We start from the raw sequence: 16,166 nt of genomic DNA, 5'->3' as shown, positions 1-16,166 counted from the left end.
AGAAATGAGTTTTGGTCACGAGAAAATAGAAAAAAACATCGCCGTGCTGGCTATCCTGACCGCGATTGCGGTGTCATTGGGCGGCCTGGCCGAGATCGTGCCGATGATGTATCAGGCCGAAGCGATCGAACCGCTGCCCGGGGTCGAGCCGTATCCCGCGCTGGCACTGGCCGGACGCGATGTCTATGTCCGCGAAGGTTGCTACAACTGCCACTCGCAGATGATCCGTACACTGCGCTTCGAGACCGAACGCTACGGCCACTATTCGCTGGCCGGCGAGTCGGTTTACGACCGCCCGTTCCAATGGGGGTCCAAGCGTACCGGTCCGGACCTGGCCCGGATCGGCGGGCGTTATTCCGACGACTGGCATCGCGTTCACCTGACTGACCCGCGTGCGGTGGTACCCGAGTCCAACATGCCGGCGTTCCCGTGGCTGGAGGAAACCGCCGTGGATGGCGCGGAGATCGCCGGCCGCATGAAGACCCTGCAGCGTCTGGGCGATCCCTACACCGATGAGCAGATCGAGCAGGCCGCGGCAGACGTCGCCGGCAAGAACGAGCTGGACGCAGTGGTGGCCTATCTGCAAGGCCTGGGCATCCACGGCCCGAAGGGAGGCTGAGCCATGCTTTCTGGAATCATCACCGTCGCCCTGATGCTGCTGTTCCTGGCCATCTGCTATTGGGCGTGGCTACCGGAACACAAGCAGGCATTCGACGCCACCGCACGTCTGGCCCTGGACGACACGCCCACAGATACCAGGCACGACGCTGACGGCGACAACAAAAACGAAAACGAAAACCCAGTGGAGCCACGCCCATGAGCACTGGCTGGTCGTGGTACCTCATCGCCCTTACGGCGCTCAACATCCTTGGCGTGGCCTGGTTGCTGTGGTGGACGTCCAAGCGCCGGCCCGGCGACCCCAAGCCGGAGGAGACCAGTCATTACTGGGACGAGGACATCACCGAATACAACAAGCCGATGCCACGTTGGTGGATCCAGGGCTTTTTCATCTCCATCGCCTTCGGCATCGGTTATCTGATCTGGTACGGCGGTCTGGGCAACTACGAGGGCATCAGCGGCTGGAGCTCGCAGGGCGAGCATGCCCAGGACAAGAAGGTCTGGGATGCGACGCTTGATGAGACTTTCCGTCCCTACAACGGTCTGCCGATCGACCAACTCGCCGCCGACCCGGTCGCGCGTGAGCTCGGCCGTTCGATCTTCGCCAACACCTGCGCCACCTGCCACGGTTCGTCCGCGCGGGGCGCCATCGGCTACCCCAACCTGAGTGACGACATCTGGCACTGGGGCGGAGCGCCGGAGCAGGTCCTGCAGACCGTGCTGGATGGTCGCGACGGGGTGATGCCGCCATGGGGCAAGGTATTGACCGGCATGGGCGGGGACAACGCGGTCGACTACGTGATCGCCTACGTGCGCGTACTTGGCACGCCCGAGCAGTCGGTGCAGAACAACTACCTCGCCGCGCAAGGCAAGAAGCTCTACGACGGCGTCTGTGTCGCCTGCCATGGGGTGGAAGGCAAGGGCAATAGCGAGCTGGGCGCCCCGGACCTGACCGACAACTACTGGATGTACGGCGACAGCAACGCCAGCCTGCGCGAGACCATCGTCAACGGACGCCATGGCGTCATGCCGGCGCACCGCGACTTGCTGGGTGAAACCCGCACGCGTCTGGTAGCCAGCTATGTCTGGTCGTTGTCCAACCCGCCCGCCGCCGATGCCGCGCCGGCGACCGACGAGGCGTCATTGTGAACCTGTCGACGACGCCCCCAATCGACCATCCGCCGCGTCCGATGGTGCAGCGGATCGGCGCCATTCTCTGGCCCAGCTTCTTTGCCGCCTGCGTGGCGACGATGGTGTTTTTCGCCTTCGTCGACCCGTTGGAACTGTGCGAGATGACCTTCCCGAACCTGACGATCAACCGCGGGCTCGGCTATACGGTCGGCGGCCTGATGTTCTGGTTGGCGACGGCGTCGTCCAGCCTGTTCACCTGGCTGCTGCTGCGTCCACCGAGCCGCTTCAACAGATCATTACCCCGGGAGTAGAAGTTTCGCGGTGAGCAGAAAAATTGACATCGATTTGCTCGATGGCGGAGAGTCGCTCTACGTCAAGGAACGCAAGGTGTACCCGCGGGATGTATCGGGTCGACTCGACCGGTTGCGCAAGATCTCGGTGTTCTGGCTGCTGGGAATGTATTACGTCTTTCCGTGGCTGCAATGGGACGACCGCCAGGCCGTGCTGTTCGACCTACCCGCGCGCCAGTTCCACATCTTCGGGCTGACCTTCTGGCCGCAGGACTTCACTTTCCTGGCGATGCTGCTGATCATCCTGGCGCTGGTGTTGTTCTTCGTCACCGCGCTCGCCGGCCGGGTGTGGTGCGGCTATGCGTGCCCGCAGACCGTGTGGACCGAGGTGTTCCTGTGGATGGAGCGCTGGACCGAGGGTGACCGCGCCAAACGGATGAAGCTCGATGCCGGCCCGTGGAACCGCGACAAAATCCTGCGCAAGGGATCCAAGCACGTGCTGTGGGTGGTTTTCGCACTCTGGACCGGCTTCACCTTCGTCGGCTTCTTCACCCCGATCGTCAGTCTGGCTGAACGCACCTGGCCGCTCGACTGGAATGGCTGGGAGACCTTCTGGGTGCTGTTCTACGGGGCAGCGACGCTGGGCAACGCTGGCTTCCTGCGCGAACAGGTCTGCAAGTACATGTGCCCGTACGCGCGCTTCCAGAGCGCGATGTTCGATCGCGACACCCTGATCATCGCCTACGACCCGATGCGCGGCGAGCCGCGTGGCCCACGCCGGCGCGGCCTGGGCGACGTCATCTCCCGCGGCCGCGGCCTGCTCGACAAGGCGCTTGCCTATGAACTGGTATTCCGCGCCAGTGGCCACGACGCGGCCGGAAACGCCATGGTGGAGGCGCGCGAAGACGCAGGCCTGGCCAACGACGCCACATTTACCGCCAGCCTGGATCACCCGCTGACCCGGCCGGAGATCGACACCGCCGGCGACTGCATCGACTGCACCATGTGCGTGCAGGTCTGCCCGACCGGCATCGACATCCGCAACGGCCTGCAATACGACTGCATCGCCTGCGGTGCGTGCATCGACGCCTGCGACGACGTCATGGACAAGATGGGCTACCCGCGCGGCCTGATCCGCTACTCCACCCAGAACGCCATCGATGGCAAGCCGACCCGGATCCTGCGCCCGCGGATGTTCGTGTATGCGGCGCTGTTGCTGGTACTGGTGGTCGGCTGGGGCTGGGGCGTTGCCGCCCGCAGCCCCTTGATCGCCGACGTGCTGCGTGACCGCAACGCCTTGTACCGCGAGGTCAGCGATGGCATCGAGAATGGCTACACGCTCAAACTGGTCAACAAGACCAACCAGCCGCAGGAGTACCGTGTGAGCCTGGACGCGGCCACCGACGGGATGGTCTTGCGCACCGGCCCGCAGAGCGTGAAAGCCGGGGCCGCCGCGGTGGTATCACTGCCGTTGGCCGTTACCGCGCCGGCCACCATCACCGGCCGCCACGATCTGCGATTCGTCATCGAATCGGCCGACGGCAGCACCCGCGAAACCGTAGACAGCAGTTTCTTTGGACCCCAGTAATGAGCACTCCCGATTTCCAACCGAATAAGCCTCCCCGCAACAAACCTGCCACCGACGAACCAACCGGGGGCAGCCGATCGCCTTGGCGCCAACCGATCGTCTGGTTGGTGATTGCCTTGCCAACCGTGGTCGTGGTGGCCAGCGTGGTGATGATTTTCATCGCCAGTGGCGAGGGCTACAGCGACCAGGTCATCGATACCGTATCGCGTACCGCGCAAATCCAGACCGCCGACCTGGGACCGGATGCGATCGCGCAACAGGAGAAGCTCAGCGCGATCGTGCGCATCGATACCGAGCAGGCATTCATCGAGGTACTGCCGGTCAGTGGCGACTTCGACCGTGCCGCACCGCTGCAGCTGACCCTGATCCACCCCACGCGTGCCGCCGTCGACCAGGTGCTGCTGCTGCAACCGGGCGAGCTGGGCTGGCGCCTCCCGACCACCATTGATGCCAGTCACGACTGGAAACTCCAGTTGGAGCCCCAGGACGCACGCTGGCGGTTGAAGGGCCGGCTGCCCAAGGGCCAACTGGCCGCGAACCTGCACCCGTCGTTGCAGGCGCCCTAGGTCATGCAATGGCGGTGGCATTGACCCGCGCCGTGCCGGCTCGCAACGAAGCGTTACTCGCCGATACCGACGGCTGCTACCACTGTGGCGAAGTCTTGCCTGCCAGCCCGGCACGGGTCGATCTGGACGGGGCAACGCGCAGGTTCTGCTGCGACGGCTGCGCCGCCGCCGCGCAGTGGATCCGCGAAGCCGACCTGGGCGACTACTACCGGCTGCGCAGCGAACACGCCGGCCGGGTCGGTGTCGAACCGGTCGACCTGTCGGTGTGGGACCGCGACGAGCTGCTGTCCGAGCATGCCCACGACATCGACGGCGGCCGCGAGATCACCCTGCTTACCGACGGCATGCGCTGCGCGGCTTGCGCGTGGTTGATCGACCGCGTGCTGGCGCGCGAGCCGGGCGTGCTGGAGGCCGGCGCCAACGCCGTCACCGGTCGTATCCGGTTGGCCTGGGATCCACGGCTCACCAACCTGTCGCAACCGTTGCAACGCCTGGTCACCCTGGGCTACCGGCCCTACCTGGCCAGCGGCGAGGCGCGCGAGCGTGCCCAGCGGGCACAACGCAACCGTGACTTGATCCGGATTGGCGTCGCCGGACTGGGCTCGATGCAGGCCATGATGCTGGCCGGCTCGCTGTACCTGGACACCAACGGCAGCATGCCGCTGCCGACCCGCGACTTCTTCCGTTGGCTGACCTTCCTGGTGTCCACCCCGGTGGTGTTCTACGCCGGCTGGCCGTTCATCGCCGGCGCCTGGCGCGAGTTGCGCCATCGCCAGCTGGGCATGGACACACTGATCGCCGGCTCCACCCTGCTGGCCTACTTCGCCAGCGTGGTCGGCACCATCCGCGGCAGCGAGCATGTCTGGTACGACGCGGCGGTGATGTTCGTATTCCTGTTGCTGGTCGCGCGGATGCTGGAGCAGCGTGCGCGCCGGATTGCCAGTGCCCAGGTCGATGCATTGGCGCGGGCACGCCCCGCATTCGCGACCCGCGAGTTGGCCGACGGCAGTCGCGAATCGATTCCACTGGCCGCGCTGGCGGTCGATGATGTCGCCTGCGTGGCGGCCGGCGAAGTGGTGCCGGCCGATGGCGAATTGCTTGATGGCCACGCCCGCTTCGAGGAAGCGCTGCTGACTGGCGAATCCAGCCCGGTCGACAAACAGGCCGGCGCAACCGTGTACGCGGGCACCGTCTGCCGCGAACGGCCGGCGCGGTTGCGGGTGACCCGGACCGGCAGCGCCACCCGCCTGTCGCAACTGGCGCGGCTGGTCGAGCAGGCCCAGTCGCAACGGCCGGCACTCGCACGTGCCGCCGAGCGCATCGCCCACTATTTCGTCGCCGCGCTGCTGGTCGCTGCGGTGATGGTCTACTTCGGCTGGCGCGCCTACGACCCCTCTCGCGCGTTCGAAGTCACCCTCGCCCTGCTGGTGATCAGCTGCCCGTGCGCGTTGTCGCTCGCGGTGCCAACGGCACTGACCGCCGCCCATGGCGCGCTGGCCCGGATCGGCGTGCTGGCGGTGCGCGAGAACGCCCTGGATCGACTCGCCAAGGTCACCGACATAGTGTTCGACAAGACCGGCACGCTCAGCGATGGGCGCCCGGTGCTGGCGGGCATCGAGACCTTCGGCGGCATCGACCGTGATCACGCCCTGCGCATCGCCGCCGCGCTGGAACGCGACAGCGGCCATCCGATCGCATTGGCGTTTGCCGCGGTCGCCGATGCGCCGCATGCCCGCGACGTGCAGGCGGTCCCGGGCCAGGGCATCGAAGGCGTCGTCGATGGCGAACGCTGGCGGCTGGGCCAGGCCGGCTTTGCCGCCAGCACCGAGGATGACGGACGGCTGTGGCTCGGCAACGGCAAACGTGCGGCGGCACGGTTCCAGCTGGCGGAGTCGGAGCGCACCGATGCGCGCGCCGCCGTGTCGCTGCTGGGCAACCAGGGACTCACGGTGCACCTGTCCAGCGGCGACGCCGCCGAGCCGGTGCGGGGTTTCGCACAACGGGTGGGGATCGACCAGGCGCATGCGCGGCAGTCCCCGGAGGACAAACTCGCCTTCGTTCGCGAGCTGCAACAACGTGGCCGCGCGGTGGCGATGGTCGGCGACGGGCTCAACGACGCACCGGTACTGGCCGGTGCGGATGTATCGCTGGCGATCGGAGAAGGCGCGGCACTCGCCCAGCGCGCCGCCGACCTGGTGCTGACGGGGCACTCGCTGACACGTGTGCCCGAGGCAATCGCGATTGCCCGCCGCACCCGTCGGGTCATCCGCCAGAACATCAGCTGGGCATTGGGCTATAACCTGCTGGCACTGCCCTTGGCCGCCGCCGGCATGGTCACGCCGTGGATCGCCGCGCTGGGGATGGCGGTGTCATCACTGATCGTCACCGCCAACGCGTTGCGGCTGACCCGGTCGCCTGCACCGGGCGACGCGCCGACACCTGCCCTGGCCACCGCGGACCTGCACCCATGAACATCCTGCTGTTCCTGATCCCCGTCAGCATGTTGGCCCTGGGCGTGGCGCTGTGGGCGTTCATCTGGGCGGTCAAGCGTGGCCAGTTCGAGGACCTGGATACCCCGGCACTGGATATCCTGCGCGAGGACGAGCACGACCGCGTCGCACCCTTGCCACCTCCGGCCACTGGCACCGCTGATGATATCGATATCGATGCTGTCGCGCCGGCAGACGGCCGCCGTACCGGCGACGGCCGGCAAGCTGACTGACCATGCCGATTGACTGGCTCACCCTCGGCGCCGCCCTGCTCACCGGACTCATGGGCGGCGTGCATTGCGCGGCGATGTGCGGCGGCATTGCCACCGGGTTCTCGGCGATGGGGCCGAAGGCCAGCTGGAAGTATGCGATCGAACCAAACCTGGGCCGGGTGCTTGGCTACACTGCGGCCGGCGCGATTGCGGGCGGCATCGGTCACGGCATCGTCGACCTGGCCCGGCTGGATTGGCTGGCGTGGGGGTTGCGCGCTGCGGTCGGACTGGTCCTGATCGTGGTCGCGGCGCGGCTGCTGGATCGCAAGGGCCGGCTGGCGTTCCTGTCCGGGCCGGGCACCGGCGCGCTGTGGTCGAAACTGCGACCGTTGCAACGGCGGCTGCTGCCCGCCAACACCAGCGCAAAACGGATCGGGCTGGGCATGTTGTGGGGCTGGATGCCATGCGGCCTGAGCACCACCATGCTGGCCGCAGCGTGGCTGCAGGCCGATGCTCGCAACGGTGCGTTGACGATGGCCGCGTTTGGCCTTGGCACACTGCCGTTGATGGTGTCGCTGACCTGGTCCGGGGCGCGGTTGGGCCAGCGCCTGCAGCGTGGCGGCTGGCGGCTGGGCGCGGGCTTGCTGGTACTGGCGGCGGGCCTGTTGACGCTGGCCTCGCCGTGGCTGATGCAGGTGCCGGCGATGCATGGCCTGCTGTCTGCGCTGGGCTGCCTGCCGCGCGCGACCTGAGTCCGTCCCCGCCGCACCAATACCGCCCGAGCACCAACCGCGGCGATACAATGACGCATGGATATCTTCAAGATTTTTACCCTGGAGGCTGCGCATCACCTGCCCAACGTTCCCGAAGGACACAAGTGCGCGCGCCTGCACGGCCACTCCTTCCGGGTCGAAATCCACCTGGAAGGCGAGCCTGGTGCGGAAACCGGCTGGGTGGTCGACTTTGCCGACGTCAAAGCCGCCTTCCAGCCGCTGTACGACCAGCTCGACCACAACTACCTCAACGACATCGAGGGTCTCGACAACCCGACCAGCGAGCGCATCGCGATATGGATCTGGGATCGGCTCAAACCCGCCTTGCCATTGTTGAGTGAAGTGGTGGTGCACGAGACCTGCACGTCGGGCTGCCGGTACCGGGGGTAAAAGCTGAACGATATTCAGCTTGCGGATTGATCGATGTTGCATCGCAACATATGGGCAGTTATGCTGCAACGCACAAATCGACAAATCTCTTGTCGACGCCAGCAGGAGCCTCCCGCCATGTACCAGCAATTCAACGAGCAGTTCGCCGCCGCCACGCGTCAGTTCGCGGATGCCGCGGCCCAGGTCAACCGCCTCGCGATCGAAAATGTCGAAGCCGTATTCGGCCTGCAGATGGCCGCGATCGAAGACCGCGCCAATGCCACCTTTGCGTTCCTCGGTGAAGCCGCCGAAGTGCGCGACGCCGACGGCCTCAAGAAGATCTGGCCGAAGGGCGTGCAGGTCGCCCGCGAGAACGTCGAGCGCGGCGTCGCCATTGGCCAGGAAGTGATCGGCCGCACCACCAAGGCCAATGAGCAGATCAGCGACATCACCAAGTCGCAGCTCGAAGCCACCGCCAAGACCACCCAGGCCAATGCCGAGAAAGTCGCCAAGGCCGTGACCGAGAAGGCCGAGTCGTTCACCAAGGGTGCGACCAAGGCTTCCAAGTCCAAGTAAGTCTCTCTCTCCAGCTACGGCCGGAACACGAAACCCGGAAGCGCAGGCTTCCGGGTTTTTTGTTGCCCGCCGATCAGGCCGGGAGCACGGTATCGGGCAGTTGCAGGTGCCCGGCCAGGGCAGCGGGATCAGGCTGGGGTCGATGGGGCAATCGTCCCCAGCACGGCATTGGCAGGCGATCGCACAGCGTCTGGAAGTTGTCGTCGATGCGCGCCATCGCCGGATCCACTTCATTGGCGATCCAGCCCAGCAATGGCACGCCATCGGCCTGGATCGCCCGCACGCTCAGCCGCGCATGGTTGATGCAACCCAGCCGCAGACCCACGACCAGCACGACCGGCAGGTCCAGCGCGCGGACCAGGTCGAGCTGATCCAGCCGTGCCGACAACGGCGCGGCCCAGCCGCCGACGCCTTCGACCACCACCGTGTCGGCCTGCGCCGCCAGCCGCGCATGGGCGTCCAGCAACGGTGCCAGTTGCAACTCGACGCCCTCATCGCGCAACGCCAGTTCGGGCGCAATCGGCGATTGCAGTGCAAACGGATTGATGTCGGCATACGCCGGTCGCGGGTCACTGGCGGCCTGTAACAACAAGGCGTCCTCGTTGCGCCAGGCACCGTCAATGAACCCACAACCGCTGGCCACCGGTTTCATCCCGACCGCGCGCCGGCCGCGTGCGCGCAAGGCGTGCAGCAAACTCGCGCTGGCGACGGATTTTCCCACCCCGGTGTCGGTACCGGTGACATAGAAACTACGGATATCCATGGCCACATGGTAGTCCCGGCCCACCGACATCACCGCTGCTAGACTGGAACCATGTTCAATCCCACCTCTCTGTCCGGCAGCAAGCCGGAACAATATGCCGACCTTGCGGCCCAGGTCCGCGCCCTGCTCGCTGGCGAGCGCGACCGGATCGCCAATGCGGCCAATTTGTCGGCGCTGGTGTATCACGCACTGCCGGCGCTGAACTGGGTCGGATTTTATTTTTTCGATGGTCGCGAACTGGTGGTCGGGCCATTCCAGGGCCAGCCGGCCTGCGTGCGCATCGCGCTCGACAGGGGCGTGTGTGGCGCGGCGGCATCCACTCGCAAGACCCAACGCGTTGCCGACGTCAATGAATTCGAAGGCCATGTGGCCTGCGACTCGGCCTCGCGATCGGAACTGGTGGTCCCGCTGTTTCGCGGCGATGAGCTGATCGGCGTGTTCGATATCGACAGCCCGCAGACGAACCGCTTCGACGCGGACGACCAAGTCGGGATGGAAGCCATTGCACGGATATTCCTGGAGTCGCTGGAATGAAGGAGAAGCTGCGCAATATCGGGCCCAAATCCAGTGCCTGGTTGCGGCAGGTCGGCCTGCACAGCCGCGACGAGCTGGTCGAACTCGGTCCGGTCGAGGCATTCATGCGGGTCAAGCGCGCGGGTTTCAAACCGACCCTCAACCTGCTCTATTCCCTCGAGGGCGCGCTGCTGGATTGCCATTGGCAGGATATTCCCGAACAACGCCGCGACCAGTTGGTCGCCGCCGCCGAAGCGGCCACCGGCCAGTTGCCGCCGCCCCGGCACAGTCCACCGGCCGGCCCGGTCACCACGACCGTGTTGACCGCCGACACTGTGCCCGCCAGGCCCGACCCGGACGCGCCCTATCGGCGCAACTACTGAGCCGCCGCGTTGCCGCCACCCTTTGCGCTGGCCACCGCCGATCGCTTAGACTGCGCACGCTTCGAGGTGACCCGGCGGCGTCCTGCCAAGGGGTTGAAACGGGAAGCCGGTGACACCGCCAACGCGGTCACCCCGGCACTGCCCCCGCAACGGTAAGCGAGCCCAGCCGCGGCTCACCGCCACTGTGTGGCAAGTCTCCTGGGACTTGCAGGCATTCATCAAGAATGCTGCATGGGAAGGCGCCACGGCCGGTGTCGACAACGACACCACTCGCGAGTCCGGAGACCGGCCTGGATGCAGGGTTTCGACCCACTATTGGTTGCGATGCGGCGGGCATTGCGGCGACAACGCCGGTGCCCGTCCGACCGTTTTCGCAACAACTCCCCTCCAAGCAGCTTCCCCAAGCCCGGCACGGCGATTTCCGTGCGCGTTGGAGAACCATCGATGCAGTCCCGTTCGCTGTCCCTGGCCGTTGCGGCCGTTCTTGTCCTGCCTGTTGCCGCCTTGACGGGGCCGGCCCACGCCGCCGGCGCGCCCCTGCTCGAAGCCGCTCCGCAATCGGCCACCGATCTCGATGGCGTGGTGGTCACCGCCACCCGTACCGCGATCGACGTCGACACCGCACTTGCTCCGGTCGAGGTGATCGACCGCGCCGAGATCGAGCGCAGCCAGGCCCGTTCGCTGCCGGACCTGCTGCGCGGCCGCGCCGGCGTGTCGATGTCCAACCAGGGTGGCGCCGGCAAGCTGACGACGCTGTTCCTGCGCGGCAGCGAGTCCGACCACGTCGTGGTGCTGGTCGACGGCATCCGGATCGGGTCTGCCACCTCCGGCCTGGTGTCGCTGCAGAACCTGCCGCTGGCGCTGGTCGAACGGGTCGAGATCGTCCGCGGGCCGCGCTCCAGCCTGTACGGCAGCGAGGCGATCGGCGGAGTGATCCAGATCTTTACCCGTCGCGTTGGCGATGCCCCGGGCTACGCGCCGCGCCTGCACGTCGGCGGCGGCAGCCACGGCGCGCATGAGTACGGCGTCGGTTTCGGCGGACGCAACGAGCGCACCTGGTTCGGTGTCGATTACCAGTTCCAGCGTACCGAGGGCTTCAACGCGTGCAGCGTCGCCGCCCCGGACCCGTTCGCTGCTGGATGCTTCATCGCCGCGCCGGAACCCGACCTGGACGGCTACATCCAGAACGCACTGGCATTGCGCGGCGGCATCGACCTCAACGACGCCTGGCAACTCAGCGCGGTGGCCTTGCGCAGCGAGGGGGAGAACGACTTCGATGGCGACTTCACCAACCGCTCCGAGACCGTGCAGCAGGTGGTCGGGGGCAGCGTGCGCTGGCGACCGTCCGACACCCTGCAGTTGAAGCTGACTGCCGGCCGCAACGTCGATGCCTCCGAGCAGTTCAAGGACAGCGTCAACCTCGGCAATTTCGACACCGACCGCGACAGTGCCAGCCTGCAGGGCGACTTTGGCATCGGCGAGCAGCAGGCCATCACCGCCGGCGTCGACTGGCTGCGCGACCGGGTCGCCGGCAGCACCACCTATGACGAGAGCGAGCGCGGCAACCGTGCCGCGTTCGCGCAGTACCAGGGACGCTTCGGCGCGCAGTCGCTGCAGGCCAGCGTGCGCCGCGACGACAACGACCAGTTCGGCGGCCACACCACCGGCAGCGCGGCCTGGGGCATCGATTTCTCCGATAACTGGCGGCTCAGTGCCGGCTACGGCACCGCGTTCAAGGCGCCTACCTTCAACGAGTTGTACTACCCGTTTTTCGGCAATGCCGAGCTGCGTCCAGAAGAATCGAAGAGCGCCGAACTCGGCCTGGGCTGGAGTGGCGACCGCTTCGATGTCCGCCTCGACGCGTTCCAGACCACCGTCGACGACCTGATCGCGTTCGATGCCGCTATCGGCTTGCCCAACAACATTGATCGCGCACGCATGCGCGGCGCCGAACTCGGCATCGACACCGAGCTCGCACAGTGGCAGGTGGCCGCCAGCGTCAGCTTCCTGGACACCGAGAGCCTGACCGGCTTCCAGGCCGGCAACGACCTGCCACGCCGCGCCCGCGAGAGTGCCCGTCTCGACCTCGACCGCGCGTTCGGCGACTTCCGCATCGGCCTGACCGGCATCGCCGAAGGCGCGCGTTTCGACGACGTCGCCAACACCCGCCGCCTGCCCGGCTACGCGACTCTCGACCTGCGCGCCGAATACGCGTTGACCAATGTGCTGACCCTGCAGGGCCGGCTGGCCAACGTGTTCGACCGCGACTACGAGACCACCTCGTTCTACAACCAGCCGGGGCGCGAGTGGTTCGTGACCTTGCGTTACGCGCCCGCGCAGTAGGTCCAGGGAAAGCCTGAACACCCCCGCTGTCGCCGGTCATCCCCGCGAAGGCGGTCGTCCCCGCTTTCGCCGGTCGTCCCCGCTTTCGCCGGTCATTCCCGCTATCGCCCGTCATCCCCGCGAAGGCGGGGATCCATGGACCTGGATTCTCAAGCACTTAACGTCCATGAATGACCAGCCCTTTGGGCTGTTGTGGAGCGCTTCCCGCCTTCGCGGGAATGACGGCGGTTGTTACTCCACCGTCACCGACTTGGCCAGGTTTCTCGGCTTGTCCACGTCGGTACCGCGTGCCAATGCCACGTGGTAAGCGAGCAGTTGCACAGGGATGGTGTGGATCACCGGCGAGAGCACGCCGACGTGGCGGGGGGCGCGGATGACGTGGACACCCTCGGAGGGGCCGAACTGGCTTTCCTCGTCGGTGAACACGAACAGCTCGCCGCCGCGGGCGCGGACTTCCTGCATGTTGGACTTCACCTTCTCCAGCAGGCTGTCGTTGGGGGCGATCACCACCACCGGCATGTCCGCGGTCACCAGTGCCAGCGGGCCGTGCTTGAGCTCGCCGGCGGGGTAGGCCTCGGCGTGGATGTAGGAGATTTCCTTGAGCTTGAGCGCGCCTTCCAGGGCGATCGGGTAGTGCACGCCGCGGCCGAGGAACAGTGCATGTTCCTTGGGGGCAAACCGCTCGGACCAGGCGATGATCTGCGGCTCCAGGTTGAGCGCGTGCTGGACACTGCCGGGCAGGTGGCGCAAGGCGTCGAGGTACCCGGCCTCGCGGGCCTCGTCGAGGCGCCCCTGCAGCTTGGCCAGGGTCGCGGTCAAGGTGAACAGCGCGACCAGCTGGGTGGTGAAGGCCTTGGTCGAGGCGACGCCGATCTCGGCGCCGGCGCGGGTGTAGTAGACCAGCCGGCTGGCGCGCGGAATGGCGCTCTCAGGCACGTTGCAGATCGACAGGGTCTTATCGTGGCCGAGCGACTTGGCGTATTTCAGCGCCTCCATCGTGTCCAGCGTCTCGCCCGACTGCGACAGGGTGATGATCAGGTGCTTCGGGTTGGCTACCGCGTCGCGGTAGCGGTACTCGCTGGCAATCTCCACCGAGCACGGCAGCCCGGCGATCGCCTCGATCCAGTAACGCGCGGTCAGGCCGGCGTAGTAGCTGGTGCCGCAGGCGAGGATCTGCACGCCTTCGACGCCGGCCAGCACTTCCGCCGCGTCCGCACCGAACAACTCCGGCGAGAAGCCGTCGGCGTCGATTACCCCTTCGATGGTGTCGGCGATCGCGCGCGGCTGTTCGTGGATCTCCTTCTGCATGAAGTGGCTGTAGGGGCCGAGCTCCAGCGACGCCAGCGACACGTCCGACAAGTGCACCTCACGCTCGACCGGTGCGTGGTCGGGGCCAAATACCTGCACCGCATCGCGGGTGATCTCGGCGGTGTCGCCTTCTTCCAGGAAGATGACCTTGCGGGTCGCCTGCAGGATCGCGGAGACGTCGCTGGCGATGAAGTTCTCGCCCTCGCCCACCCCGATCAGCAGCGGGCAACCCATGCGTGCGGCGATCAGGCGGTGCGGTTCCTTGCGGCTGACCACGGCCAACGCGTAAGCACCGTGCAACTCCTGCACCGCGGCCTGCACCGCGTGCAGCAGATCCTTGCCTTGGGTGAGGAAGGAATGGATCAAATGGGCGATGACCTCGGTGTCGGTCTGGGACTCGAACTCGTAGCCCATCGCGATGAGTTTTTCGCGCTGCTGGTCGTGGTTCTCGATGATGCCGTTGTGCACCAGCGCGACGCCGTGGCTGACATGCGGATGCGCGTTGGCTTCGGTCACTCCGCCATGGGTCGCCCATCGGGTGTGGCCGATGCCGAGCTGGGCGTGGAAGCCCTCGGCCAGGGCGGCACCTTCCATCTGTGCGACCCGGCCGGTACGGCGCACCCGGCGCACATCCTGACCGTCGATCACGGCAATGCCGGCCGAGTCGTAGCCGCGGTACTCCAACCGCTTCAGGCCTTCGATCAGGACCGGAACCACATCACGATCCGCGATCGCACCGACAATTCCACACATGGCTAGAACTCCTGCAGGTAGCGGCACAGTTTAGCCGGGACCGGGCCGGAATATTGGCCGGGGCTTTATCACCCCACGGTCGTCCGGCCGGACGCGGAAGACCGTCCGCCGGACGCCAAGCGACGATGCATTTCGTTTTGATATCAATTGGTTACGCGTTGGCATGGAACCTGCGTGAGTGTTGGTAATCACCCAAGGCGAATCCATGAGCATCCGCGACACCTCCGCGCAGGACCAACCCGTTTCCAGTGCTTCCGGACAGGCGCGCAAGCGTCGCAACCGGTTGCTGGCCGTCGTCGCCGCAATTGCCGTCGTGTTGCTGGTTGTCTGGCTGGTATCGAGCTGGAGCGCGGGCAGCCGGTCGTACGACGCTGGCCGCGTGCGTATTGCCGAGGTCACCCGCGGCGACCTGGTGCGTGACATCTCCGCCGACGGCCGGGTGATCGCCGCCAACAGCCCGACCCTGTACGCGATCGCCGGCGGCACCGTCACCCTGGACGTGGTTGCCGGCGATGTGGTGAAGAAGGGCGCCGTGCTGGCGGTGATCGACAGCCCCGAGCTGCTCAGCGAGTTGGCCCAGGAGGAGGCGACACTGGCCAGTCTGGAGGCCGAGGCCAGCCGCGCCACGCTGGATGCGCAGATCGCACGCTCCGCCGCACGCCAGAACCTTGATCAGGCCGGCATTGATCGCCAGGCCGCCGAGCGTGACCTGCAGCGCAACCAGCACGGCTACGACGGCGGTGCGGTCGCGCAGATCGATGTCGCCCGGGCGCAGGACGACCTCAAGAAGGCCGAGATTGGCCTGGACCATGCGCGCCGCGAGTTCACCCTGCAAGGCAAGGGCGCCGGGCTGGACAGCCGCAACAAGCAACTGCTTGCCGACCGCCAGCGCGCGGTCGTGTCCGAGTTGCAACGCCAGGTGGATCTGCTGACCTTGCGGGCGCCGTTCGATGGCCAGGTCGGGCAGGTGCTGGTGGACCAGCGTGCCAACGTCGCCGCAAATGCTCCGGTGCTGGGTGTGGTCGACCTGACCCGGTTCGAAGTGGAGATCAAGGTGCCGGAAAGCTTCGCCCGCGATCTGGCCATCGGCATGCCGGCACAACTGTCCGGCGGTCGCGGCGAGTACCCGGCCAAGGTGTCATCGGTGTCGCCTGAAGTGGTCAATGGCGAGGTCACCGGCCGCCTGCGCTTCACCGACGAGCAGCCACCGGGCCTGCGCCAGAACCAGCGCATGCGCGCACGGATCCTGCTCGACACCCGCGACAACGTGCTGCAGGTCGAACGCGGACCGTTCCTTGAGCAGGGCGGCGGCACCCGCGCCTACGTGATGGACGGCGACATCGCGGTGCTGACCCAGATCCGCACCGGCGTCAGCAGCCTCGGTGCGGTCGAGATACTCGAAGGCGTACAGCCTGGCGACCGCATCGTGGTCTCCGGCGCCGACCAGTTCGGCGACGCCGAGCGCGTCGTCATCAACTAACCAATTATCAC

Annotated in this window: 17 protein-coding genes and 1 riboswitch; of the genes, 15 read left to right on the top strand and 2 right to left on the bottom strand. The window is 66.5% G+C overall.

Going from position 1 to position 16,166, the window contains the following annotated elements:
• Positions 1 to 4 precede the first annotated feature (4 nt).
• The 11 genes from ccoO to ACW7G6_RS12050 all read left to right on the top strand — a co-directional run bounded on the left by ccoO (position 5) and on the right by ACW7G6_RS12050 (position 8,612).
• A complete protein-coding gene (gene ccoO / locus ACW7G6_RS12100; RefSeq protein WP_456980006.1) occupies positions 5 to 619 on the top strand; it encodes a cytochrome-c oxidase, cbb3-type subunit II in 615 nt (204 codons plus the stop codon).
• 3 nt (positions 620 to 622) lie between these two features.
• Positions 623 to 820: a cbb3-type cytochrome oxidase subunit 3 gene (locus ACW7G6_RS12095; RefSeq protein ID WP_456980007.1), complete on the top strand. Its 198-nt coding sequence runs from the start codon at positions 623 to 625 to the stop codon at positions 818 to 820.
• Positions 817 to 1,767, top strand: a complete 951-nt coding sequence (gene ccoP, locus ACW7G6_RS12090; RefSeq protein ID WP_456980008.1) for a cytochrome-c oxidase, cbb3-type subunit III — start codon at positions 817 to 819, stop codon at positions 1,765 to 1,767. The genes ACW7G6_RS12095 and ccoP overlap by 4 nt, the downstream gene beginning before the upstream one ends.
• A 41-nt stretch (positions 1,768 to 1,808) precedes the next feature.
• A complete protein-coding gene (locus tag ACW7G6_RS12085; protein WP_456980148.1) occupies positions 1,809 to 2,060 on the top strand; it encodes a hypothetical protein in 252 nt (83 codons plus the stop codon).
• 10 nt (positions 2,061 to 2,070) lie between these two features.
• Positions 2,071 to 3,627 (top strand): 4Fe-4S dicluster domain-containing protein, encoded by a 1,557-nt coding sequence (locus ACW7G6_RS12080; RefSeq protein WP_456998350.1) that lies wholly within the window; start codon positions 2,071 to 2,073, stop codon positions 3,625 to 3,627.
• Positions 3,627 to 4,193: a FixH family protein gene (locus ACW7G6_RS12075; protein WP_456998349.1), complete on the top strand. Its 567-nt coding sequence runs from the start codon at positions 3,627 to 3,629 to the stop codon at positions 4,191 to 4,193. The genes ACW7G6_RS12080 and ACW7G6_RS12075 overlap by 1 nt, the downstream gene beginning before the upstream one ends.
• Before the next feature lie 8 nt (positions 4,194 to 4,201).
• Entirely contained in the window at positions 4,202 to 6,664 is a 2,463-nt protein-coding gene (locus ACW7G6_RS12070) for a heavy metal translocating P-type ATPase (protein ID WP_456980011.1), read from the top strand.
• Entirely contained in the window at positions 6,661 to 6,915 is a 255-nt protein-coding gene (ccoS, locus tag ACW7G6_RS12065; protein ID WP_456980012.1) for a cbb3-type cytochrome oxidase assembly protein CcoS, read from the top strand. Before ACW7G6_RS12070 ends, ccoS begins: the two co-directional genes overlap by 4 nt.
• Positions 6,916 to 6,917: 2 nt before the next feature.
• Positions 6,918 to 7,646, top strand: a complete 729-nt coding sequence (locus ACW7G6_RS12060) for a sulfite exporter TauE/SafE family protein (RefSeq protein WP_456980013.1) — start codon at positions 6,918 to 6,920, stop codon at positions 7,644 to 7,646.
• A 57-nt stretch (positions 7,647 to 7,703) separates the two neighbouring features.
• Positions 7,704 to 8,057 carry a 6-carboxytetrahydropterin synthase QueD gene (gene queD / locus ACW7G6_RS12055; protein ID WP_456998348.1) on the top strand — a complete coding sequence of 118 codons (354 nt, stop codon included), beginning with the start codon at positions 7,704 to 7,706 and terminating at the stop codon, positions 8,055 to 8,057.
• Between the two features lie 117 nt (positions 8,058 to 8,174).
• Positions 8,175 to 8,612 carry a phasin family protein gene (locus ACW7G6_RS12050; protein WP_456980015.1) on the top strand — a complete coding sequence of 146 codons (438 nt, stop codon included), beginning with the start codon at positions 8,175 to 8,177 and terminating at the stop codon, positions 8,610 to 8,612.
• A gap of 73 nt (positions 8,613 to 8,685) precedes the next feature.
• Here ACW7G6_RS12050 and bioD read toward each other — a convergent pair whose 3' ends face one another.
• Positions 8,686 to 9,375, bottom strand: coding sequence for a dethiobiotin synthase (bioD, locus tag ACW7G6_RS12045; protein WP_456980016.1), 690 nt, complete (start codon positions 9,373 to 9,375; stop codon positions 8,686 to 8,688).
• A 51-nt stretch (positions 9,376 to 9,426) separates the two neighbouring features.
• On the opposite strand from bioD, the gene ACW7G6_RS12040 reads away from it, so the two are divergent.
• The 3 genes from ACW7G6_RS12040 (at position 9,427) to btuB (ending at position 12,614) form a co-directional block, all read left to right on the top strand.
• Positions 9,427 to 9,909, top strand: coding sequence for a GAF domain-containing protein (locus tag ACW7G6_RS12040; protein ID WP_456980017.1), 483 nt, complete (start codon positions 9,427 to 9,429; stop codon positions 9,907 to 9,909).
• Positions 9,906 to 10,271 (top strand): TfoX/Sxy family protein, encoded by a 366-nt coding sequence (locus ACW7G6_RS12035; RefSeq protein WP_456980018.1) that lies wholly within the window; start codon positions 9,906 to 9,908, stop codon positions 10,269 to 10,271. Before ACW7G6_RS12040 ends, ACW7G6_RS12035 begins: the two co-directional genes overlap by 4 nt.
• A gap of 47 nt (positions 10,272 to 10,318) precedes the next feature.
• A riboswitch (cobalamin riboswitch) is annotated at positions 10,319 to 10,579 on the top strand.
• Positions 10,580 to 10,715: 136 nt separating this feature from the next.
• On the top strand, positions 10,716 to 12,614 hold the full coding sequence (gene btuB, locus ACW7G6_RS12030; RefSeq protein WP_456980019.1) for a TonB-dependent vitamin B12 receptor: 1,899 nt from the start codon (positions 10,716 to 10,718) through the stop codon (positions 12,612 to 12,614).
• A gap of 231 nt (positions 12,615 to 12,845) precedes the next feature.
• On the opposite strand, the gene glmS is transcribed toward btuB, so the two are convergent.
• Positions 12,846 to 14,675, bottom strand: coding sequence for a glutamine--fructose-6-phosphate transaminase (isomerizing) (glmS, locus tag ACW7G6_RS12025; RefSeq protein ID WP_456980020.1), 1,830 nt, complete (start codon positions 14,673 to 14,675; stop codon positions 12,846 to 12,848).
• A gap of 205 nt (positions 14,676 to 14,880) precedes the next feature.
• Here glmS and ACW7G6_RS12020 point away from each other — a divergent pair, with 205 nt between their 5' ends.
• Positions 14,881 to 16,155, top strand: a complete 1,275-nt coding sequence (locus tag ACW7G6_RS12020) for an efflux RND transporter periplasmic adaptor subunit (RefSeq protein ID WP_456980021.1) — start codon at positions 14,881 to 14,883, stop codon at positions 16,153 to 16,155.
• Positions 16,156 to 16,166: the final 11 nt, after the last annotated feature.

The sequence above is a fragment of the Lysobacter sp. A421 genome, from assembly GCF_054052145.1.
This window is presented reverse-complemented; position numbering and strand designations above follow the sequence as displayed.

Bases quoted from the DNA above. Each gene is read 5' to 3' on its own strand.
- ccoO (WP_456980006.1), top strand. From the start codon at position 5: ATGAGTTTTGGTCACGAGAAAATAGAAAAAAACATCGCCGTGCTGGCT.
- ACW7G6_RS12095 (WP_456980007.1), top strand. From the start codon at position 623: ATGCTTTCTGGAATCATCACCGTCGCCCTGATGCTGCTGTTCCTGGCC.
- ccoP (WP_456980008.1), top strand. From the start codon at position 817: ATGAGCACTGGCTGGTCGTGGTACCTCATCGCCCTTACGGCGCTCAAC.
- ACW7G6_RS12085 (WP_456980148.1), top strand. From the start codon at position 1,809: ATGGTGCAGCGGATCGGCGCCATTCTCTGGCCCAGCTTCTTTGCCGCC.
- ACW7G6_RS12075 (WP_456998349.1), top strand. From the start codon at position 3,627: ATGAGCACTCCCGATTTCCAACCGAATAAGCCTCCCCGCAACAAACCT.
- ACW7G6_RS12070 (WP_456980011.1), top strand. From the start codon at position 4,202: ATGGCGGTGGCATTGACCCGCGCCGTGCCGGCTCGCAACGAAGCGTTA.
- ccoS (WP_456980012.1), top strand. From the start codon at position 6,661: ATGAACATCCTGCTGTTCCTGATCCCCGTCAGCATGTTGGCCCTGGGC.
- ACW7G6_RS12060 (WP_456980013.1), top strand. From the start codon at position 6,918: ATGCCGATTGACTGGCTCACCCTCGGCGCCGCCCTGCTCACCGGACTC.
- queD (WP_456998348.1), top strand. From the start codon at position 7,704: ATGGATATCTTCAAGATTTTTACCCTGGAGGCTGCGCATCACCTGCCC.
- ACW7G6_RS12050 (WP_456980015.1), top strand. From the start codon at position 8,175: ATGTACCAGCAATTCAACGAGCAGTTCGCCGCCGCCACGCGTCAGTTC.
- bioD (WP_456980016.1), bottom strand. From the start codon at position 9,375: ATGGATATCCGTAGTTTCTATGTCACCGGTACCGACACCGGGGTGGGA.
- ACW7G6_RS12040 (WP_456980017.1), top strand. From the start codon at position 9,427: ATGTTCAATCCCACCTCTCTGTCCGGCAGCAAGCCGGAACAATATGCC.
- ACW7G6_RS12035 (WP_456980018.1), top strand. From the start codon at position 9,906: ATGAAGGAGAAGCTGCGCAATATCGGGCCCAAATCCAGTGCCTGGTTG.
- btuB (WP_456980019.1), top strand. From the start codon at position 10,716: ATGCAGTCCCGTTCGCTGTCCCTGGCCGTTGCGGCCGTTCTTGTCCTG.
- glmS (WP_456980020.1), bottom strand. From the start codon at position 14,675: ATGTGTGGAATTGTCGGTGCGATCGCGGATCGTGATGTGGTTCCGGTC.
- ACW7G6_RS12020 (WP_456980021.1), top strand. From the start codon at position 14,881: ATGAGCATCCGCGACACCTCCGCGCAGGACCAACCCGTTTCCAGTGCT.